Genomic DNA, 14,927 nt, shown 5'->3' with positions numbered 1-14,927 from the left:
CAGGCGCGGCGGGGGCAGCGCCCCCAGGGCCCGGCCAGTCAGCCCCGCGCGCGTTCCAGGATGGTGCGCAGATCCTCGGCCTCGGCGCGGGCGTCGCGCAGGCCTTCCATGGCGGCGCGCAGTTCGGCCTCGGTCTGGGCCAGCTGGTTCGACAGTTCCGCCTCCCGCGCCTGCAGCCAGACGATCGCCTGATCGCGAGTCTCCTCCGCCTCGTGCAGTTCCCGACTCATCCGGTCCAGCTCGTTCACGTCCGAGGCGCTGACACGGGTAAAGCGATGCACCAGCCAGTTGGCGAACCAGCCCACGCAGAAGGCCGCGAACAGAATGATCGCCGTTGCGATGATGAATTGTGCCCGGTTCAATCCCCGCTCCCTTCGCCGCCCGTTTCTGCGGGCGGGGAGGCTTCCTGATCGGCCGGCTCCGCACCCTCGTCCCCTGCATCGCCGACCGGGGCCTCCTGTGCAACCGTTTCCAGCGTCGTCGGGGCCTCTTTTACCGGTTCGGGGCGGATCAGGCGGAATTCGATCCGGCGGTTGGTCTCGCGGCCTTCCTCGGTCTTGTTGTCGGCGATGGGCCGGGTCTCGCCATAACCGATGGCGGTATAGCTCGATGTCAGGATGCGCCGCGCGCGCAGCTCGTTCAGCACCGACTGGGCCCTCTCCTGGCTCAGCTTCTGGTTCATCTCGTCGCGGCCCTGGCTGTCCGTATGCCCCTGGATCTCCAGCTTGAGATCGCCGCAATTGCCCAGCAGCTCGGCAATCGCCTCCATGGTGTCCAGCGAATCCGCGGCGATGGTCGCCGAGCCCGGCTCGAAACTGATCTTGCCCGAGGTCGCCTGGATATCCGCCAGCGCGGTCTCGCACATCTCGGGGGTCGGGGCCGAATCCTCCTCCACCGCCGGGGGCGCCTGATAGGCGATGTCCAGCGTGAAGGTCTCGCCTTCCCCCAGCTTCTCCGACAGAAGCGCCGCAATCTCGGCGCTCGCTTCCTCCCGGTTGGCGGTGCCGCGCACATCCAGCGAGTCGGGCGACACGACCACCGCGCCATGGGTCAGATGCGACAGCGCCTCCAGCGCCGAGAGCACCCGCACCGGCCAGTCCGCCGGCAGGTTCTCGGCCACGCGCGCGGCGGTATAGACCGACTGGCTGCCAAAGCGCGCCTTGGCATAGGCGTCGGCCATCCGCCGCAGCGTCTCGTCGCCGACGCGGCCGCGCAGCTGCACCAGCCCCTCGGGGCTGCGGGTGACGGTGAACTCGGGCGGGCCGGATTCGGCCTTGCCCGGCGGCGGCGGCAGCACGGCGTGCAGCGCGAAGACGGCGGGCAGGGCGTTCTCCAGCTCGCCCACCACCTTGTCGAACAGCGCGGGGTCGGTGCCTTCGACGGCGGCCAGCGTGATGTCGGCGTCCGAGAAGGTGACGCTGCCCTGTCCCAGCGCGGCCACTGCGTGGATCGCCAGCGCCGCCGCTTCCGACCAGCTCGGCGAAGGCACGCCCAGGCCCAGCTTGCACGACCCGGTGCGCTGCAGCCCGGCTGCTTGGGCGGCGGCCAGGATGCGTTCCCGCGCGTCCTCGGTATCGGCCGAGCAGGCGTCGAAGCGCCCGCCTGATTCGTCGAGGATATAGCGCAGCGTGAACGGCGTGATGACCGGGCGCGGCGCCGAAATCTTCAGCGAGACGCGCAGCCCGGGCGGCGTCGCCTTGCGCAGCTCGGCCTCCAGCTTGCGTCGCGCCTCGGCACTTTCGGCAATCGCGGTGATGCTGACCCGCCCGGCATCGACCGAAACCTTGCTGCGCGGCAGCTTTGCCAGCGCCGTGATGGTAAAGCCCAGCGCATCGGACCAGCCGGGCGGCTCGGGGTGATCGGCCGACTGCATCAGGTCGCTGACCGGCGCGCCACCCGCGGCGCGGCCCAGCGCCGCGATCAGCGCCGCGCGGTCGGTCTTCTTCGGCACCAGCCCGGCAATCGAGATGCCGGCATGGTTGCGCAGGATCTCGACCGAAAAGCGCGGCGGCGCAATGGCCCGGGACGGCGCGACCTCGGTGGCGTTGATGATGCGCGCGGTATCGACGACCCGGCCCACGGTGCTCAGCGCGTCGAAGCGGTGGGCCTCGTCCGGCGCGGTGCCCGTCAGGATCACTTGCAACCCGTCCGATTCGACCTCGGCCCAGTCCTGATGCGCGCTGTCCAGCGCCTGACGCACCGCGATCTCGGTCTTTTCCTCGACAGCGGTGGCCATGAACCCCGCGGCAAAGAGGCTGAGCGCGCCCGCGATGACGAAGGCCGCAGCGACGACAAGAACGGTGGGAAAACGCATCGGCCGGATCCTAACTTCCCGGAAAACTGCCCCGCCGTCTTAGCGGCGCGGGCCATGGGGTTCAATCACACGAACAGCGCAAGCCCGAGGAAGATGAGCGGAATAAGGCCGGTATCGCGGTTGGCGCGAAACAGCTGCAGCATCTTCGCCCCATCCGTGTGATCGAAGCCGCGCAGCTGCCAGGCCATGTGCCAGCCCATCGCCCAGGGGCCGACCAACGCCAGCGCCAGCGCCAGGACCGAGGCCTTCGGCATCAGCGCGAGGATGATCGACAGCCCCATCAGCGCGACGGTCAGGGCCAGGAAATACTTCAGCCAGCGCACCGTTTCGGCGCCGAAGAGCCGCGCGGTGGACTTCACGCCGATCAGCGCGTCGTCCTCGGCGTCCTGATGGGCGTAGATCGTGTCGTAGAACAGCGTCCAACTGATCCCCGAGAGATACAGCACCACCGGCGGCCAGTGCAGCGCACCCGCATGTGCCGCCCAGGCCAGCAGCGCGCCCCAGTTGAAGGCGAGGCCGAGGAAGACCTGCGGCCACCAGGTGAAGCGCTTGGCGAAGGGATAGATGGTGACGAGAAACAGCGAGAGCACGCCCAGGGCGATGGCGGCGCGGTGGAAGGTCAGCAGGATGGCAAAGGCGATCAGCGCCTGCAGCGCCATCCAGACCAGCGCCTGCCGCACGCTGACCGCGCCCGAGGGAATCGGCCGCGACCGGGTGCGCGCGACCTTGCCGTCGATATGCCGGTCGGTGATGTCGTTCCAGGTGCAGCCCGCTCCGCGCATCAGGAAGGCGCCGAACCCGCAGCCGGCGAAGATCCACAGATCCTCCCAGCGCGCGTCCTGTCCGGCCAGCATCGCCAGCGCCAGCCCCCACCAGCAGGGGAACAGCAGCAACAGGGCCGGGCTGGGCCGGTCGAGCCGTGACAGCCGCAGATACGGCCGCGCGGCGGCGGGGGCCCAGCGGTCGACCCAGTTGCCCGGTTCGGCGTCGGCAACCTGCGTATCTGGCGTCGGGGCGTTGGCTTGCATATATCCCTGTCCATGGCTGCGAAGATCAGACTGTATGTAGAGCACGATCTGGCGCAGGGGCAATCGGTCGATTTGTCCCGGGACCAGACGCATTACCTCTTCGGGGTGATGCGGCTGGGGGTCGGCGACAGCGTTCTGGCCTTCAACGGCCGCCAGGGCGAATGGCTGGCCACGGTCGCCGAGGCCGGCAAGCGCGGCGGCACGCTGACCATCGCCGAACAGACCCGTCCCCAGGCCGATCCGCCCGACCTCTGGCTGCTGTTCGCGCCGATCAAGAAGGCGCGCACCGATTTCATCGTGGAAAAGGCGGTCGAACTCGGCGTCGCCCGCATCCAGCCGGTGATGACCGAATTCACCAATTCCGAACGCGTCCGCCAGGACCGCCTGCAGGCCCATGCGGTCGAAGCCGCCGAGCAATGCGGCGCGACCCATCTGCCCGAGGTCGCCGAGGCCGCGCGCCTCGAGCGCCTGCTCGCCGACTGGCCCGCGGACCGCGCGCTTATCTTCTGCGACGAGGGCGCGGCCGGCACGCCCGCCGGCCTCGATGGCCTCGCCCCGGGACCGGCGGCGGTGCTGATCGGCCCCGAGGGCGGCTTCTCCGACACCGAACGCGCCCGCCTGGCGCGCCTCCCCTTCGCCCGCACCCTCAGCCTCGGCCCCCGCATCCTGCGCGCCGACACGGCGGCGGTCGCCGCACTGGTCCTCTGGCAGGCCCGCCTGGGGGATTGGCGATGAGGGCGCAGGCGCCGCGTCGGGAGCTGAACCTGTTCTTTTCCAGGGACCGGGAAAAGGCTGTCATCCTGTACCGGGCCTCAAACAAGCTCCATCGCCTGATCGGATGGGATCTGCGGAGCGACAGCTATACGCTGGGCCAGTGGATCAAGAAGACCATCTATCCGCAGGATTGTGCGCTGTCGCCCGATGGCAGCCGCTTCCTCTATGCCGGGATGAACGGAGGCTGGGCCTTCCTTGCCGTCAGTCACCCTCCATTCTTTACGGCCATCGCCCATGTTACTGGCCTGCTGACCTGGGACCTGGGTGGGTTCTTCGTGGATGACGCCACTCTTGCCTTGAAGGTGAACGCCGATCCGGCAGCCTTTTCCTTCAGCGGTCTGCAACTGGCGCCACCGGGGGTCTATATGAACAGTGTCGGGGAACCCCTGTCTGCCGGCCATCGGGCGGCGGTGCAGAGCAAAGAACGTGCCCGGCGCGGCCAGCCGGACGACCTTGCGGGCCGCTATTCTTGCCGGGAGGCGCGGCTGTTCAGGAAGACCCCGGACGGGGACCAGCTGTTGCAGGACTTTTCGCGCATGAAATTCGAGCCGATACCGGCACCCTATCAGGGCGTTGCAAGGAGCCTGTGGCAATGACCTTCATCCGCCCCGAAGTGCGCACCACCCTCTGGCGCTGGCGCGAGGTGATCGCGGGGGCGGCGGTGGCGCTGCTGGGGCTCAGCTGGGCGGCGGGGCCGGGCGGGCTGCTCGGCTGGATCGGCTGGGTGCTGGTCGTGGGCGGCTTTGCCATGGGCGTTGTCGGGGCGCAGCGGGCGCGGTTCCGGCTCGAAGGCGAGGGGCCAGGCGTCGTCAGCGTGGACGAAGGGCAGATCTCCTACTTCGGCCCGCTCACCGGCGGCGTGGTCGCGGCGCGCGAGATGGAGCGGCTGACGCTCGACCCGACCCAGCATCCGGCGCATTGGGTGCTGAGTCAGCCGGGGATGCCGCCGCTGGCGATTCCGGTCACCGCACAGGGCGCCGAGGGGCTGTTCGACATCTTCGCCACCCTGCCCGGAATGCGCACCGAACACATGCTCGCGCAGCTGCGCGGCGGCGCGGTGCATCCGGTGGTGATCTGGGAAAAGGCCCCGACGCGGCCGCCGCATCTGCGGCTTAATTAGAAAACCGCAGGCATCCCTCAGAAATGCACAGGTCGCTCTGGCGTTCTGGCGGGTTGACAGGCCCGGCCTTCCGCTTCACCTCTGGCCGGAACACGATCCAAGGAACCATTCCATGTCCATCCCCCAGTCCGGCGGCGGGCCGATCGAACGGCACGAGCAACTGGCCGAATACCTGGCATCCGGCTGCAAGCCGAAGGACCAGTGGCGCATCGGCACCGAGCACGAGAAGTTCGGCTATTGCAAGGACAGCCTGCTGCCGATTCCCTACGAGGGCGAACGCTCGGTCCGTGCCGTCCTCGAAGGCCTGCGCGACAAGCACGGCTGGGCCCCGCTCGAAGAAGGCGGCAACCTGATCGGCCTCACCAAGAACGGCGCCAACGTGAGCCTGGAACCGGGCGGCCAGCTCGAACTGTCGGGCGCGCCGGTCGAGACGATCCACCAGACCTGCGACGAGGTGAACGAACACCTGGCCGAGGTGAAGGACATCGCCGACAAGGTCGGTGTCGGCTTCATCGGCTTGGGCGCCGCGCCGGTCTGGACGCATGACCAGATGCCGCTGATGCCCAAGGGCCGCTACAAGCTGATGGACGGCTACATGCAGACCGTTGGCACCGCGGGCACCACGATGATGCGGCGCACCTGCACCGTGCAGGTGAACCTCGATTTCGCCACCGAGGCGGACATGGTGCAGAAGATGCGCGTCGCCATCGCGCTGCAACCCATCGCCAATGCCCTCTTCGCCAATTCGCCCTTCTTCGAGGGCAAGCCGAACGGCGTGCGGTCCTACCGCGCCTGGGTCTGGCGGCATCTCGATCCGGCGCGGACGGGGATGATCCCCTTCGTCTTCGATCAGGATTTTGGGTTCGAGCGTTGGGTCGAATACGTGCTCGATGTGCCGATGTATTTCGTCTATCGCGACGGCAAATACATCAACGCGCTGGGCCAGTCGTTCCGCGACTTCCTCAAGGGCCAGCTGCCTGCGCTTCCGGGCGAGACGCCGACGCTGTCCGACTGGGCCGACCACCTGACGACCGTCTTCCCCGAGGCGCGGCTGAAGAAGTTCATCGAGATGCGCGGCGCCGATGGCGGCCCCTGGCGGCGGCTCTGTGCGCTGCCGGCCTTCTGGGTCGGGCTGATGTACGACCAGTCCTCGCTGGATGCGGCCTGGGATCTGGTCAAGGGCTGGAGCGCCGAGACGCGCGAAGGGATGCGCGTCGTCGCGGGAGAGCAGGCACTGGCTGGCGTGGTCGACGGCATCTCGCTGCACGACATCGCGCGCGAGGCGGTGGCGATCTCCGAGGCAGGCCTGAAGGCACGCGCCAGGCCGGGCGCGGGCGGGCTCGTGCCGGACGAGACGCATTTCCTCAACGCGCTGAAGGAAAGCGTCGAGACCGGCAAGGTCCCGGCGGACGAGCTGCTCGACCACTATAACGGCGACTGGAACGGCGATCTCAGCCGGATCTATCCCGAATACAGCTACTGAGCCAGCACCGGATTTCTCTGGTTTCCGAAATTTCTGAAACCAGAGAAATCTGTCTCATTCCGCCCGTTTCTTCTTGCCGACCAGCTTGCCGATCTTCGCGCCAAGCTTGAGCACCGTCATCTGCACCGGCCGCGGCAATCCCGAAACCTCCGTATACCAGCGGTCGAACAGCTGCATCACGTCCAGCGTCTCGATGATGCGCGCGCGGATCGGGGGCGGGGTCCGGTCGCCCTCGGCCTCCAGCGCGATCTGCTGCAAGGCATTGAACGTGGGCAGGAATTCCCGCGCGCGCCGCGCCTCGACCACCGCAGTTACCAGATCGAACAAATCGCGGATCGCGGTGAAGCGGTCGCGCCGGTCGCCAATCTCTCGGCTGACCCGGACCAGTCTCCAGCCCTGCAACTCCTTCAGCGCGGTCGAGACGTTCGACCGGGCCAGCTCCAGCGTCTCGCAGATCTCTTCCGCCGTCAGCGGCTCGGGCGCGAGATGCAGCAGCGCGTGCACCTGCGCGACCGAGCGATTGACCCCCCAGCGCGATCCCATGTCGCCCCAGTGCAGGATGAAGGCCGTCATGGCGGGGGTCAGGTTCATTGGCGCGCCTAAAATTTCTGTAATCACAGAAATTACCGAAATACGCCGAAAGTCAACCCGCCGGCGGGCGCATCCCGCCAAACCTCGCGCCCTGCGGCCGGGCCTCGGGCGCGATCCCGACCACCAGCGCGGCGTCGTAGAACCCGGGCTGTTCACGGATCGCCGCATAGGCGGTCTCGCCTGCCTGCCGGGCGATGCCGTCGCTCGCGTTCACCGTATCCCGCTGGGCGGTGCGGTCGTTGTAGGGCGGCACCGACTGGAACAGATAGGCGCTCAGCGCATCGGGAAAGAAGATCTGCCCGGTCAGAACGGTGGTCTCCTCCAGGAACACCCGGTAGTGCACATGCGTCGTCCGCCCGCGATACCAACCCGGATAGATGGTGTCGAAGACCGCGACGCCGCCGCCTTCCGTGAACTGGGTTCCGCGCAGGAAGGTCCGGTCCTTGGTGCTGACCCGCCGGTCGCTGCCCTGCCGCGCAAAGCCCGAATAATTCCCCGCCGCGTCGCAATGCCAGACATCCACCCGCGCGCCCTCGACCGGTTGGCAGTCGGCGGTCACGACCTGCAGGCGCAGCTGCATCGCCACGCCGGCCCGATCCTCGGTGATATCGCGCCGGATCAGCCCCGGGTCGATGTAATAGGGGCCGGCCGTCGATTCGGGCGTCAGGATGCAGGCGTTCGCGCCGATCAGCCCGGCGGCGGCCGCCTCGGCGCGCAACGGCGAGGGAAACACCCCCGCACCCAGGGTGACAAAGGGAGAGGCCGCAAGCGCGGCCAGAAACTCGCGCCGCGAGCGCGGCGGGGTCTGAGGGTCGGCCATCTTCGGATGTCCTGTGTTATTGACTGCACAGTAATGAATGCACCTTTGCCCGCTCTCCGTCGCGCAAATCTGCGTGTGGCGGTGGAAATCCGCCGCTCAGCGCTGCCCGATCCGCGGCTCGGTCCCCGCCCGCAGCCGGGCGATATTGGCGCTGTGGCGCCAGAAGATCAGCCCGGTCAGCGCGAGGGCCAGCACCACCGTGCCGGAATAACCGAAGAGCATCGCCCAGAGGGTCGAACTCGCCGCCGCCGCCAGCGCGGCCAGCGAGGAAATGCGGCGCAGGGCCGCCACCACCGCCCATGTCGCGCAGCAGGCAAGCCCCACGGGCCAGGCCAGCGCCAGCCAGACGCCCAGGAAGGTGGCGACGCCCTTGCCGCCCTTGAACCCCAGCCAGACCGGCCAGCAATGCCCCAGCACGGCAAACAGCGCGCCAATCTGCGCCCCCGACTCGCCGGCCAGCATCCGCCCGACCAGCACCGCCACGACACCCTTCAAAGCGTCGAAGACCAGCGTCAGCGCTGCCGCGCCCTTGTTGCCGGTGCGCAGCACATTGGTCGCGCCGATGTTGCCCGACCCGATCTTGCGCAGGTCGCCCAGCCCCATCATCCGCGAGATCAGCAGCCCGGCAGCGATGGTGCCCAGCAGATAGCCGATGATGGCGACAAGGATCAGCATCAGGGCCGGGGCGTCGAATACGGGCATCAGGGTCTCCGGTAGACGGCCTTTCCGGCCACGAGGGTCGCGAGAACCCTACCCTGCATCCGCGCGCCGTCAAACGGGGTGTTGCGCGATTTCGACTGCAGCGTGGCGCGGTCGAGCACGAAGGGCACATCGGCGTCGAACAGCACCAGATCGGCGGGCGCACCCACCGCCAGTCGCCCCGAGGCCAGACCCAGCCGCCTTGCCGGGTTCAGCGCCATGGCCCGGAACAGCTGCGGCAGGGTCAGGTGCCCGGCGTGATACAGCCGCAGCGCGGCGGGCAGCAGCGTTTCCAGCCCCACCGCGCCGCTGGCCGCCTCCTCGAAGGGGCGGCGCTTGGATTCCTCGTCCTGCGGCGTGTGCATCGAACAGATCACGTCGATCAGCCCCTCGGCCACCGCCTCGATCATGCCCTGCCGGTCCTCTTCGGCACGCAGCGGCGGCTTGACCTTGAAGAAGGTGCGATAGTCGGCGACGTCGAATTCGTTCAGCGTCAGGTGATGGATCGAGATGCCCGCCGTGATGTCCAGCCCGTTGCGCTTGGCCCGCGCCAGCGCGGGCAGGGCGCGGCGCGTGGTGATCTGGTCGGCGTGGTACTTCGCCCCGGTCATCTCGATCAGGGCGATGTCACGGTCCAGCCCCATCCGCTCGGCCATGGGCGAGACGGCGGGAAGGCCGCGCAGGCTCGCGAACTTGCCCGAGGTCGCGGCCGCCCCGGCCGACAGGCCCGGATCTTGCGGATGGGCGATGACCAGCGCGCCCAGCGAGCGGGCATAGGTCAGCGCGCGCGACAGCACCTTTGTGTCGGTCACGACATGATCGCAATCGGTGAAGGCCACCGCGCCGGCGTCCATCAGGAAGCCGATCTCGGTCATCTCGCGCCCGGCGCGGCCCTTGGTCAGCGCGGCCATCACCAGCACGTTGACCGGCGCGGCCTCGTTGGCGCGGCGGCGCACGAATTCCAGCACCTCGGGCGTGTCGATGGCCGGCTCGGTGTCGGGCCGCGTGACCATCGTCGTGACGCCCCCCGCCGCCGCCGCCAGCCCGGCCGAGCGATAGCTCTCCTTGTGCCGCTCGCCCGGTTCGCAGACCTTCACGCCGATGTCGACGATGCCGGGGGCCAGGCATTTGCCCCGCGCATCGGTGATCTCGACCTGCTCCTCCGTCAGCCCCTGCGCGGCAAGAAACCCGGGAATATCGCCCCCACCGGCCCCCAGCGCGGCGATGGCCCCGTCGCGCACAAGCAGGTGGCCGATGCTGTCGGTTCCGGCCTCGGGGTCGATCAGCCGGGCATTGGTGAAGAGGGTGGTCATGCGTTGTCCTTGGTCATCGAAGCACCAGCCAGAGGATCAGCGCCACCAGCACCATCACCACGACAAAGATCCCGCCGCCGATGCGCCGCGCCCGCGCGCGCGCCGCGCGCGGCGGCACCCGGCCGGGCAGGGCGCTTTCGGTGGCGATGCGCTCGCCGGTCCAGTCGGTGGCGGGCTGGCCATAGACCGCAACCGGCACGATCCCCTTGCGCGGCGTCAGCGTCTCGGCCCGGCCCTGATGCGCGCGGCTCAGCAGGATCAGCACATAGCCCGTCAGGGCGTCCAGCCGGGCGCGGTCGGGGGCGACTTCGGCCTCCTCCACACCCGCACCCTCGGTCAGGTAGGTGGCCAGCCCCAGCTCGTCGAGATCGGCAATCTTCAGGATCTGCACATGCGCCGGGTCCAGATCCGGCACCCCCAGCGCATCGGCCAGCGCGCCGGGCTCGTCGCGCAGGAAACGGACATGTTCGGGCGCGAGGTCCAGGTGAAAGACCCTTACGGCGCGCATCTCGCCGGGGCGGACGGTCATCATATCGCTCATGCTGCGCGCGCCTGCCGCAGATTGCGGGCCAGCAGGTCCATCGCGGCCATGCGCACGGCGACGCCCATCTCGACCTGATCCTGAATGACGCTGCGGTTGATGTCGTCGGCCAGCGTGCCGTCGATCTCGACGCCCCGGTTCATCGGCCCCGGATGCATCACGATGGCGTCCGGCTTGGCCAGCGCCAGCTTCTCGGCGTCGAGGCCATAGCGGTGGTAATACTCGCGCTCCGACGGGATGAACCCGCCATCCATGCGCTCTTTCTGAAGCCGCAGCATCATCACCACGTCGACATCCTTCAACCCCTCGCTCATGTCGCCATAAACCTCGCAGCCCAGATCTTCGACGCCTGCGGGCATCAGCGTCGGCGGCCCGATAAGCCGGATCCGGCTTTCCATCCGGTTCAGCAGCAGGATGTTCGACCGCGCCACACGCGAATGGGCGATGTCGCCGCAGATCGCCACGTTCAGCCGGTGCAGCCGCCCCTTGGCCCGCCGGATCGTCAGCGCGTCCAGCAGCGCCTGCGTCGGATGTTCGTGCCGCCCGTCCCCGGCGTTCAGCACGGCGCAATTGACCTTCTGCGCCAGCAGATCGACCGCGCCGGACGATCCGTGCCGCACCACCAGCAGGTCGGGATGCATGGCGTTCAGCGTCATCGCCGTGTCGATCAGCGTCTCGCCCTTCTTCACCGACGAGGTCTGCATCGACATGTTCATCACATCCGCTCCCAGCCGCTTGCCCGCCAGTTCGAAGCTGGCCTGCGTCCGCGTCGAGTTCTCGAAGAACATGTTGATCTGGGTCAGGCCCTTCAACGCATCGCCATGCTTGTCGGCGGCGCGGTTCAGGGCGGCGTAGTCGTCGGCCAGATCCAGGATCGCGGTGATCTCGGCGGGCGCCAGGTGCTCGATCCCAAGAAGGTGTCGGTGCGAGAATGTCATCGGCGGCTCCGCTCGTCTGCGCGGCTTCTTATAGGTAGGGCGCGGCGGCCCTGCAACCGGGCGTCATTCGTCGGGCCGCGCCTTCGGGCGGATCGTCGGCGCACAGGTGCCCTCGGCGGTGCAGCGGCTGCCGGGCAGGCAGATCGTGCCGGTGGTGCAGCGGGTCGCGCCGGGTGCGGAACAGCGGCCATCGGCCAGGCACAGCGTCGCGGGCGGGCACCAGCGTCCGCTGCCGCAGTCGGTGGACGCACGCGGCACACAGCCCCCGCCCAGGCTGCACTTCTGCCCCGGCCCGCAGGTGCCGCCGCCGGTGCAGACCGCCGTCCCCGCCGGCGCGCAGCCGCCGCCCGGCATGCACTCGCTGCCCGGCGCGCAGGACCGGCCCAGCCCGCAATCCTTGTATCCCGTGCGCAGGCAGGTCCCGCCCGAGGCGCAATAGGTGCCCGGCTTGCAGATCACGCCATTGCCGCACCGCTGCGACCCGGCCGGCGCGCAGCTGCCATCGGGCATGCAGCTCTCGCCCATCCGGCAGAATCGCCCGCCCCCGCACGAGGTCGCACCGATGGGCAGGCAGGTCCCGTCCAGCGCGCATGTCGTGCCCATCGGGCAGCAGTTGCCGCTCAGGCAGGCCGTCTGCCCCGGCGCGCAGCTGCCAAGGGCGGCGGCGGCCTGGGCGATGACCGCGAAGACAAGCGCGAGGATAAGCCGGGACATGTTCCAAGACTTGGCGCTGGAACCCGGTCTGTCCAGCCCCTAGTTTGCACCCATGGAATCGGCACTGGACTTTCATACGGCACGGGCGCTGCTCGAGTGGCAGATCGAGCTTGGCGCGACCGAGGCGATCTGCGACGCCCCGGTCGACCGCTATGCGCTGACCGATGTCTCGCCGTCCAGGGCCCGCGCCGCCGCCGCTGCCGCCGCGCCGCCCACGCCTTTCATCGCGCCCGAGGCCGATCCGCTGGCCGAGGCGCGCGACATGGCCCGCGCCGCCGCAACGCTCGACGACCTGCGCGACGCGATGGGCGAATTCGACCACTGCGAGCTGAAGAAGGGCGCGCGCAACCTGGTGTTCTGCGACGGCAAGCCCGGCTCGCGCGTCATGCTGATCGGCGAGGCGCCGGGCCGCGACGAGGATCTGCAGGGCAAGCCCTTCGTCGGCCGCGCCGGCCAGCTGCTCGACCGGATGCTCGACGCCATCGGCCTGTCGCGCCGCGACTCGGTCTACATCACCAACGTTCTGCCCTGGCGCCCGCCGCAGAACCGCGACCCCCGCCCCGACGAAGTCGCCATGCTGCTGCCCTTCCTCGAACGCCACGTGCAGCTGGCCGCGCCCGACGTTCTGGTGCTGATGGGCAATATCAGCTGCGACGCGGTGCTGGGCCGGCGCGGCATCACCCGGCTGCGCGGGCAATGGACCGAGGCCTGGGGCAAGCCCGCGCTACCGATGTTCCACCCGGCCTACCTGCTGCGCCAGCCCGGCGAGAAGAAGAAAGCCTGGGCCGATCTGCTCGACCTCAATGCCTGGCTGGAGGACAACCGTTGAAGATACTCGCCTTTTCCGACCTGCATCTGGCCCGCGCCCGCGCCCGCGACATCGTGGCCGCCAGCGCCGAGGCCGACCTGGTCATCGGCGCCGGCGACTTCTGCACCATGCGCAAGGGACTGGCCGAGGCGATGGAGATGCTCGAGGGCATCGACAAGCCGCTGGTCCTGGTGCCCGGCAACGCCGAAAGTCTCGCAGAACTGACCGAGGCCGCGCCCGACCACGCCACCGTCCTGCACGGCAGCGGCGCCGAGGTCAGCGGGCTGCGCCTCTTCGGGCTGGGCTACGGTGTGCCCACCACGCCCTTTGGTCCACAGTCCTGCGACCTGACCGAGGCCGAGGCCGAAGACCTGCTCGCCCCCTGCGCGGTGGCCGATATCCTGATCCTGCACTCGCCGCCCAAGGGGCTGGCGGATGAAAACTCCGCCGGTCTCTCGCTCGGCTCCACCGCGATCCGCGAGGCCATCGTGCGCATCCAGCCGAAACTGGCCCTCTGCGGCCATATCCACGACAGCTGGGGCAAGCGCGGCACCATCGGGCGAACGGAGGTCGTGAACCTCGGGCCGACGGTGACCTGGTTCGAGGTCACGCCATGATCGACCCGCTGGTCCTGCTGGCCTTCCTGCCGGCGGCTCTGGCGCTGAACCTGACTCCCGGCGCGGACATGATGTTCTGCCTCGGGCAGGGCCTGCGCTCGGGCCCGCGCGCGGCGGTGGCGGCCAGCGCCGGCATCTCGGCCGGCTCGCTCGTGCATGTGACGCTGGCCGCGCTGGGCCTCGGCGCCGCCGTGGCCGCGCTGCCCTGGCTGTTCGACGCGATCCGCTGGATCGGGGTCGCCTACCTCCTCTGGCTCGCCCTGCTGTCCCTGCGCGCCCGCCCCGCCGTGGCCGGCGCCCCGCCGGTCCCGGCCCGCCGCGCCTTCCGGGCGGGGCTGGTGGTGAATCTCACCAATCCCAAGGTCATCCTCTTCGTGCTGGCCTTCATCCCGCAGTTCGTCGACCCCGCCCGCCCGGTGCTGCCCCAGTTCCTGATCTTCGGCGCGGTGCTGGCCGTCGGCGGCTTCATCATCAACGCGCTGGTCGGCATCTTCGCCGGCGGCCTCGGGCGCAGGCTGGCCACCGAGACCGCGCAAACCTGGCTCGGCCGGATCAGCGGCGCCATCTTCGCCCTGCTGGCCCTGCGCCTCGCCTTCCTGGAAAGGGTAACCTGATGGCCGACCGCGACTTCATCCCCGTCCGCATCGCCGTGCTCACCGTCTCCGACACCCGCGCGCTGGAAGACGACCGCTCGGGCCAGGTGCTGGTCGACCGCATCGCCGCCGCCGGCCACTTCCTCGCCGCCCGCACCATCCTGCGCGACGAGCGCGACCAGATCGCCGACCAGCTGCGCGCCTGGGTCGCCGACCCGGAAATCGACGTGGTCATCTCGACCGGCGGCACCGGCCTTACCGGGCGCGACGTGACGGTCGAGGCCCACCGCGACGTCTACGAGAAAGAGATCGACGCCTTCTCCACCGTCTTCACCATCGTCTCGATGAACAAGATCGGCACCAGCGCGGTGCAAAGCCGCGCCACGGCGGGCGTCGCCGGCGGCACCTACCTCTTCGCGCTGCCCGGCAGCCCCGGCGCCTGCAAGGACGCCTGGGACGAAATCCTGGTCAAACAGCTCGACTACCGGCACATGCCCTGCAACTTCGTCGAGATTTTTCCCCGCCTGGACGAACACAAGCGACGGAAATAGCGCCGCGCGGCGTATATACTCCT

General features: G+C 69.1%; 18 protein-coding genes. 8 read left to right on the top strand and 10 right to left on the bottom strand.

All coding sequences use genetic code 11. The features are described 5' to 3' along the window. Positions 1-38: 38 nt before the first annotated feature. The 3 genes from ACFO5X_RS04650 to ubiA form a co-directional block, all read right to left on the bottom strand. Complete coding sequence (locus tag ACFO5X_RS04650) at positions 39-362, bottom strand: hypothetical protein (protein ID WP_380716069.1); 324 nt, start codon at positions 360-362, stop codon at positions 39-41. After that, positions 359-2,314, bottom strand: a complete 1,956-nt coding sequence (locus ACFO5X_RS04645) for an OmpA family protein (protein WP_380716068.1) — start codon at positions 2,312-2,314, stop codon at positions 359-361. The genes ACFO5X_RS04650 and ACFO5X_RS04645 overlap by 4 nt, the downstream gene beginning before the upstream one ends. A 65-nt stretch (positions 2,315-2,379) precedes the next feature. Continuing rightward, positions 2,380-3,342 carry a 4-hydroxybenzoate octaprenyltransferase gene (ubiA, locus tag ACFO5X_RS04640; protein ID WP_380716067.1) on the bottom strand — a complete coding sequence of 321 codons (963 nt, stop codon included), beginning with the start codon at positions 3,340-3,342 and terminating at the stop codon, positions 2,380-2,382. Positions 3,343-3,354: 12 nt separating this feature from the next. Between ubiA and ACFO5X_RS04635 the strand changes: the two genes are divergently transcribed. From ACFO5X_RS04635 to ACFO5X_RS04620, 4 genes are all read left to right on the top strand, one after another. Next, positions 3,355-4,077 carry a 16S rRNA (uracil(1498)-N(3))-methyltransferase gene (locus ACFO5X_RS04635; RefSeq protein ID WP_380716066.1) on the top strand — a complete coding sequence of 241 codons (723 nt, stop codon included), beginning with the start codon at positions 3,355-3,357 and terminating at the stop codon, positions 4,075-4,077. After that, the gene (locus tag ACFO5X_RS04630) at positions 4,074-4,712 is read left to right on the top strand and encodes a hypothetical protein (RefSeq protein ID WP_380716065.1); all 639 of its coding nucleotides are present in this window, start codon (positions 4,074-4,076) and stop codon (positions 4,710-4,712) included. The genes ACFO5X_RS04635 and ACFO5X_RS04630 overlap by 4 nt, the downstream gene beginning before the upstream one ends. Beyond that, on the top strand, positions 4,709-5,236 hold the full coding sequence (locus ACFO5X_RS04625; RefSeq protein WP_380716064.1) for a hypothetical protein: 528 nt from the start codon (positions 4,709-4,711) through the stop codon (positions 5,234-5,236). The genes ACFO5X_RS04630 and ACFO5X_RS04625 overlap by 4 nt, the downstream gene beginning before the upstream one ends. Positions 5,237-5,348: 112 nt before the next feature. After that, positions 5,349-6,719: a glutamate--cysteine ligase gene (locus tag ACFO5X_RS04620; RefSeq protein ID WP_380716063.1), complete on the top strand. Its 1,371-nt coding sequence runs from the start codon at positions 5,349-5,351 to the stop codon at positions 6,717-6,719. Positions 6,720-6,773: 54 nt separating this feature from the next. Here the strand turns inward: ACFO5X_RS04620 and ACFO5X_RS04615 are convergent, their stop codons facing one another. From ACFO5X_RS04615 to ACFO5X_RS04585, 7 genes are all read right to left on the bottom strand, one after another. Beyond that, positions 6,774-7,310, bottom strand: coding sequence for a GbsR/MarR family transcriptional regulator (locus tag ACFO5X_RS04615; RefSeq protein WP_380716062.1), 537 nt, complete (start codon positions 7,308-7,310; stop codon positions 6,774-6,776). 52 nt (positions 7,311-7,362) lie between these two features. Beyond that, entirely contained in the window at positions 7,363-8,130 is a 768-nt protein-coding gene (locus ACFO5X_RS04610) for an intradiol ring-cleavage dioxygenase (RefSeq protein ID WP_380716061.1), read from the bottom strand. A 96-nt stretch (positions 8,131-8,226) separates the two neighbouring features. Further along, the gene (plsY, locus tag ACFO5X_RS04605) at positions 8,227-8,832 is read right to left on the bottom strand and encodes a glycerol-3-phosphate 1-O-acyltransferase PlsY (protein WP_380716060.1); all 606 of its coding nucleotides are present in this window, start codon (positions 8,830-8,832) and stop codon (positions 8,227-8,229) included. Further along, positions 8,832-10,142 carry a dihydroorotase gene (pyrC, locus tag ACFO5X_RS04600; RefSeq protein ID WP_380716059.1) on the bottom strand — a complete coding sequence of 437 codons (1,311 nt, stop codon included), beginning with the start codon at positions 10,140-10,142 and terminating at the stop codon, positions 8,832-8,834. The genes plsY and pyrC overlap by 1 nt, the downstream gene beginning before the upstream one ends. Before the next feature lie 13 nt (positions 10,143-10,155). After that, positions 10,156-10,683, bottom strand: a complete 528-nt coding sequence (locus ACFO5X_RS04595) for a hypothetical protein (RefSeq protein ID WP_380716058.1) — start codon at positions 10,681-10,683, stop codon at positions 10,156-10,158. Next, positions 10,680-11,621 (bottom strand): aspartate carbamoyltransferase catalytic subunit, encoded by a 942-nt coding sequence (locus ACFO5X_RS04590; RefSeq protein WP_380716057.1) that lies wholly within the window; start codon positions 11,619-11,621, stop codon positions 10,680-10,682. Before ACFO5X_RS04590 ends, ACFO5X_RS04595 begins: the two co-directional genes overlap by 4 nt. A 63-nt stretch (positions 11,622-11,684) precedes the next feature. Continuing rightward, positions 11,685-12,335 (bottom strand): scavenger receptor class F, member 2, encoded by a 651-nt coding sequence (locus tag ACFO5X_RS04585; RefSeq protein ID WP_380716056.1) that lies wholly within the window; start codon positions 12,333-12,335, stop codon positions 11,685-11,687. Between the two features lie 52 nt (positions 12,336-12,387). On the opposite strand from ACFO5X_RS04585, the gene ACFO5X_RS04580 reads away from it, so the two are divergent. From ACFO5X_RS04580 to moaB, 4 genes are read left to right on the top strand one after another with little or no spacing between them, the layout of a single operon-like run. Continuing rightward, the gene (locus tag ACFO5X_RS04580; RefSeq protein ID WP_380716055.1) at positions 12,388-13,164 is read left to right on the top strand and encodes a uracil-DNA glycosylase; all 777 of its coding nucleotides are present in this window, start codon (positions 12,388-12,390) and stop codon (positions 13,162-13,164) included. Next, a complete protein-coding gene (locus ACFO5X_RS04575; RefSeq protein ID WP_380716054.1) occupies positions 13,161-13,760 on the top strand; it encodes a metallophosphoesterase family protein in 600 nt (199 codons plus the stop codon). Before ACFO5X_RS04580 ends, ACFO5X_RS04575 begins: the two co-directional genes overlap by 4 nt. Next, positions 13,757-14,374 carry a LysE family translocator gene (locus tag ACFO5X_RS04570; RefSeq protein WP_380716053.1) on the top strand — a complete coding sequence of 206 codons (618 nt, stop codon included), beginning with the start codon at positions 13,757-13,759 and terminating at the stop codon, positions 14,372-14,374. The genes ACFO5X_RS04575 and ACFO5X_RS04570 overlap by 4 nt, the downstream gene beginning before the upstream one ends. Beyond that, the gene (moaB, locus tag ACFO5X_RS04565) at positions 14,374-14,904 is read left to right on the top strand and encodes a molybdenum cofactor biosynthesis protein B (RefSeq protein WP_380716052.1); all 531 of its coding nucleotides are present in this window, start codon (positions 14,374-14,376) and stop codon (positions 14,902-14,904) included. The genes ACFO5X_RS04570 and moaB overlap by 1 nt, the downstream gene beginning before the upstream one ends. Positions 14,905-14,927: the final 23 nt, after the last annotated feature.

Origin of the sequence: Seohaeicola nanhaiensis (assembly GCF_042654245.1) — a bacterium.
Classification (GTDB): domain Bacteria; phylum Pseudomonadota; class Alphaproteobacteria; order Rhodobacterales; family Rhodobacteraceae; genus Seohaeicola_A; species Seohaeicola_A nanhaiensis.
This window is presented reverse-complemented; position numbering and strand designations above follow the sequence as displayed.

Coding starts and splice junctions, on each gene's coding strand:
- ACFO5X_RS04645 (WP_380716068.1), bottom strand. CDS start 2,314: ATGCGTTTTCCCACCGTTCTTGTCGTCGCTGCGGCCTTCGTCATCGCG.
- ubiA (WP_380716067.1), bottom strand. CDS start 3,342: ATGCAAGCCAACGCCCCGACGCCAGATACGCAGGTTGCCGACGCCGAA.
- ACFO5X_RS04635 (WP_380716066.1), top strand. CDS start 3,355: ATGGCTGCGAAGATCAGACTGTATGTAGAGCACGATCTGGCGCAGGGG.
- ACFO5X_RS04630 (WP_380716065.1), top strand. CDS start 4,074: ATGAGGGCGCAGGCGCCGCGTCGGGAGCTGAACCTGTTCTTTTCCAGG.
- ACFO5X_RS04625 (WP_380716064.1), top strand. CDS start 4,709: ATGACCTTCATCCGCCCCGAAGTGCGCACCACCCTCTGGCGCTGGCGC.
- ACFO5X_RS04620 (WP_380716063.1), top strand. CDS start 5,349: ATGTCCATCCCCCAGTCCGGCGGCGGGCCGATCGAACGGCACGAGCAA.
- ACFO5X_RS04615 (WP_380716062.1), bottom strand. CDS start 7,310: ATGAACCTGACCCCCGCCATGACGGCCTTCATCCTGCACTGGGGCGAC.
- ACFO5X_RS04610 (WP_380716061.1), bottom strand. CDS start 8,130: ATGGCCGACCCTCAGACCCCGCCGCGCTCGCGGCGCGAGTTTCTGGCC.
- plsY (WP_380716060.1), bottom strand. CDS start 8,832: ATGCCCGTATTCGACGCCCCGGCCCTGATGCTGATCCTTGTCGCCATC.
- pyrC (WP_380716059.1), bottom strand. CDS start 10,142: ATGACCACCCTCTTCACCAATGCCCGGCTGATCGACCCCGAGGCCGGA.
- ACFO5X_RS04595 (WP_380716058.1), bottom strand. CDS start 10,683: ATGAGCGATATGATGACCGTCCGCCCCGGCGAGATGCGCGCCGTAAGG.
- ACFO5X_RS04590 (WP_380716057.1), bottom strand. CDS start 11,621: ATGACATTCTCGCACCGACACCTTCTTGGGATCGAGCACCTGGCGCCC.
- ACFO5X_RS04585 (WP_380716056.1), bottom strand. CDS start 12,335: ATGTCCCGGCTTATCCTCGCGCTTGTCTTCGCGGTCATCGCCCAGGCC.
- ACFO5X_RS04580 (WP_380716055.1), top strand. CDS start 12,388: ATGGAATCGGCACTGGACTTTCATACGGCACGGGCGCTGCTCGAGTGG.
- ACFO5X_RS04570 (WP_380716053.1), top strand. CDS start 13,757: ATGATCGACCCGCTGGTCCTGCTGGCCTTCCTGCCGGCGGCTCTGGCG.
- moaB (WP_380716052.1), top strand. CDS start 14,374: ATGGCCGACCGCGACTTCATCCCCGTCCGCATCGCCGTGCTCACCGTC.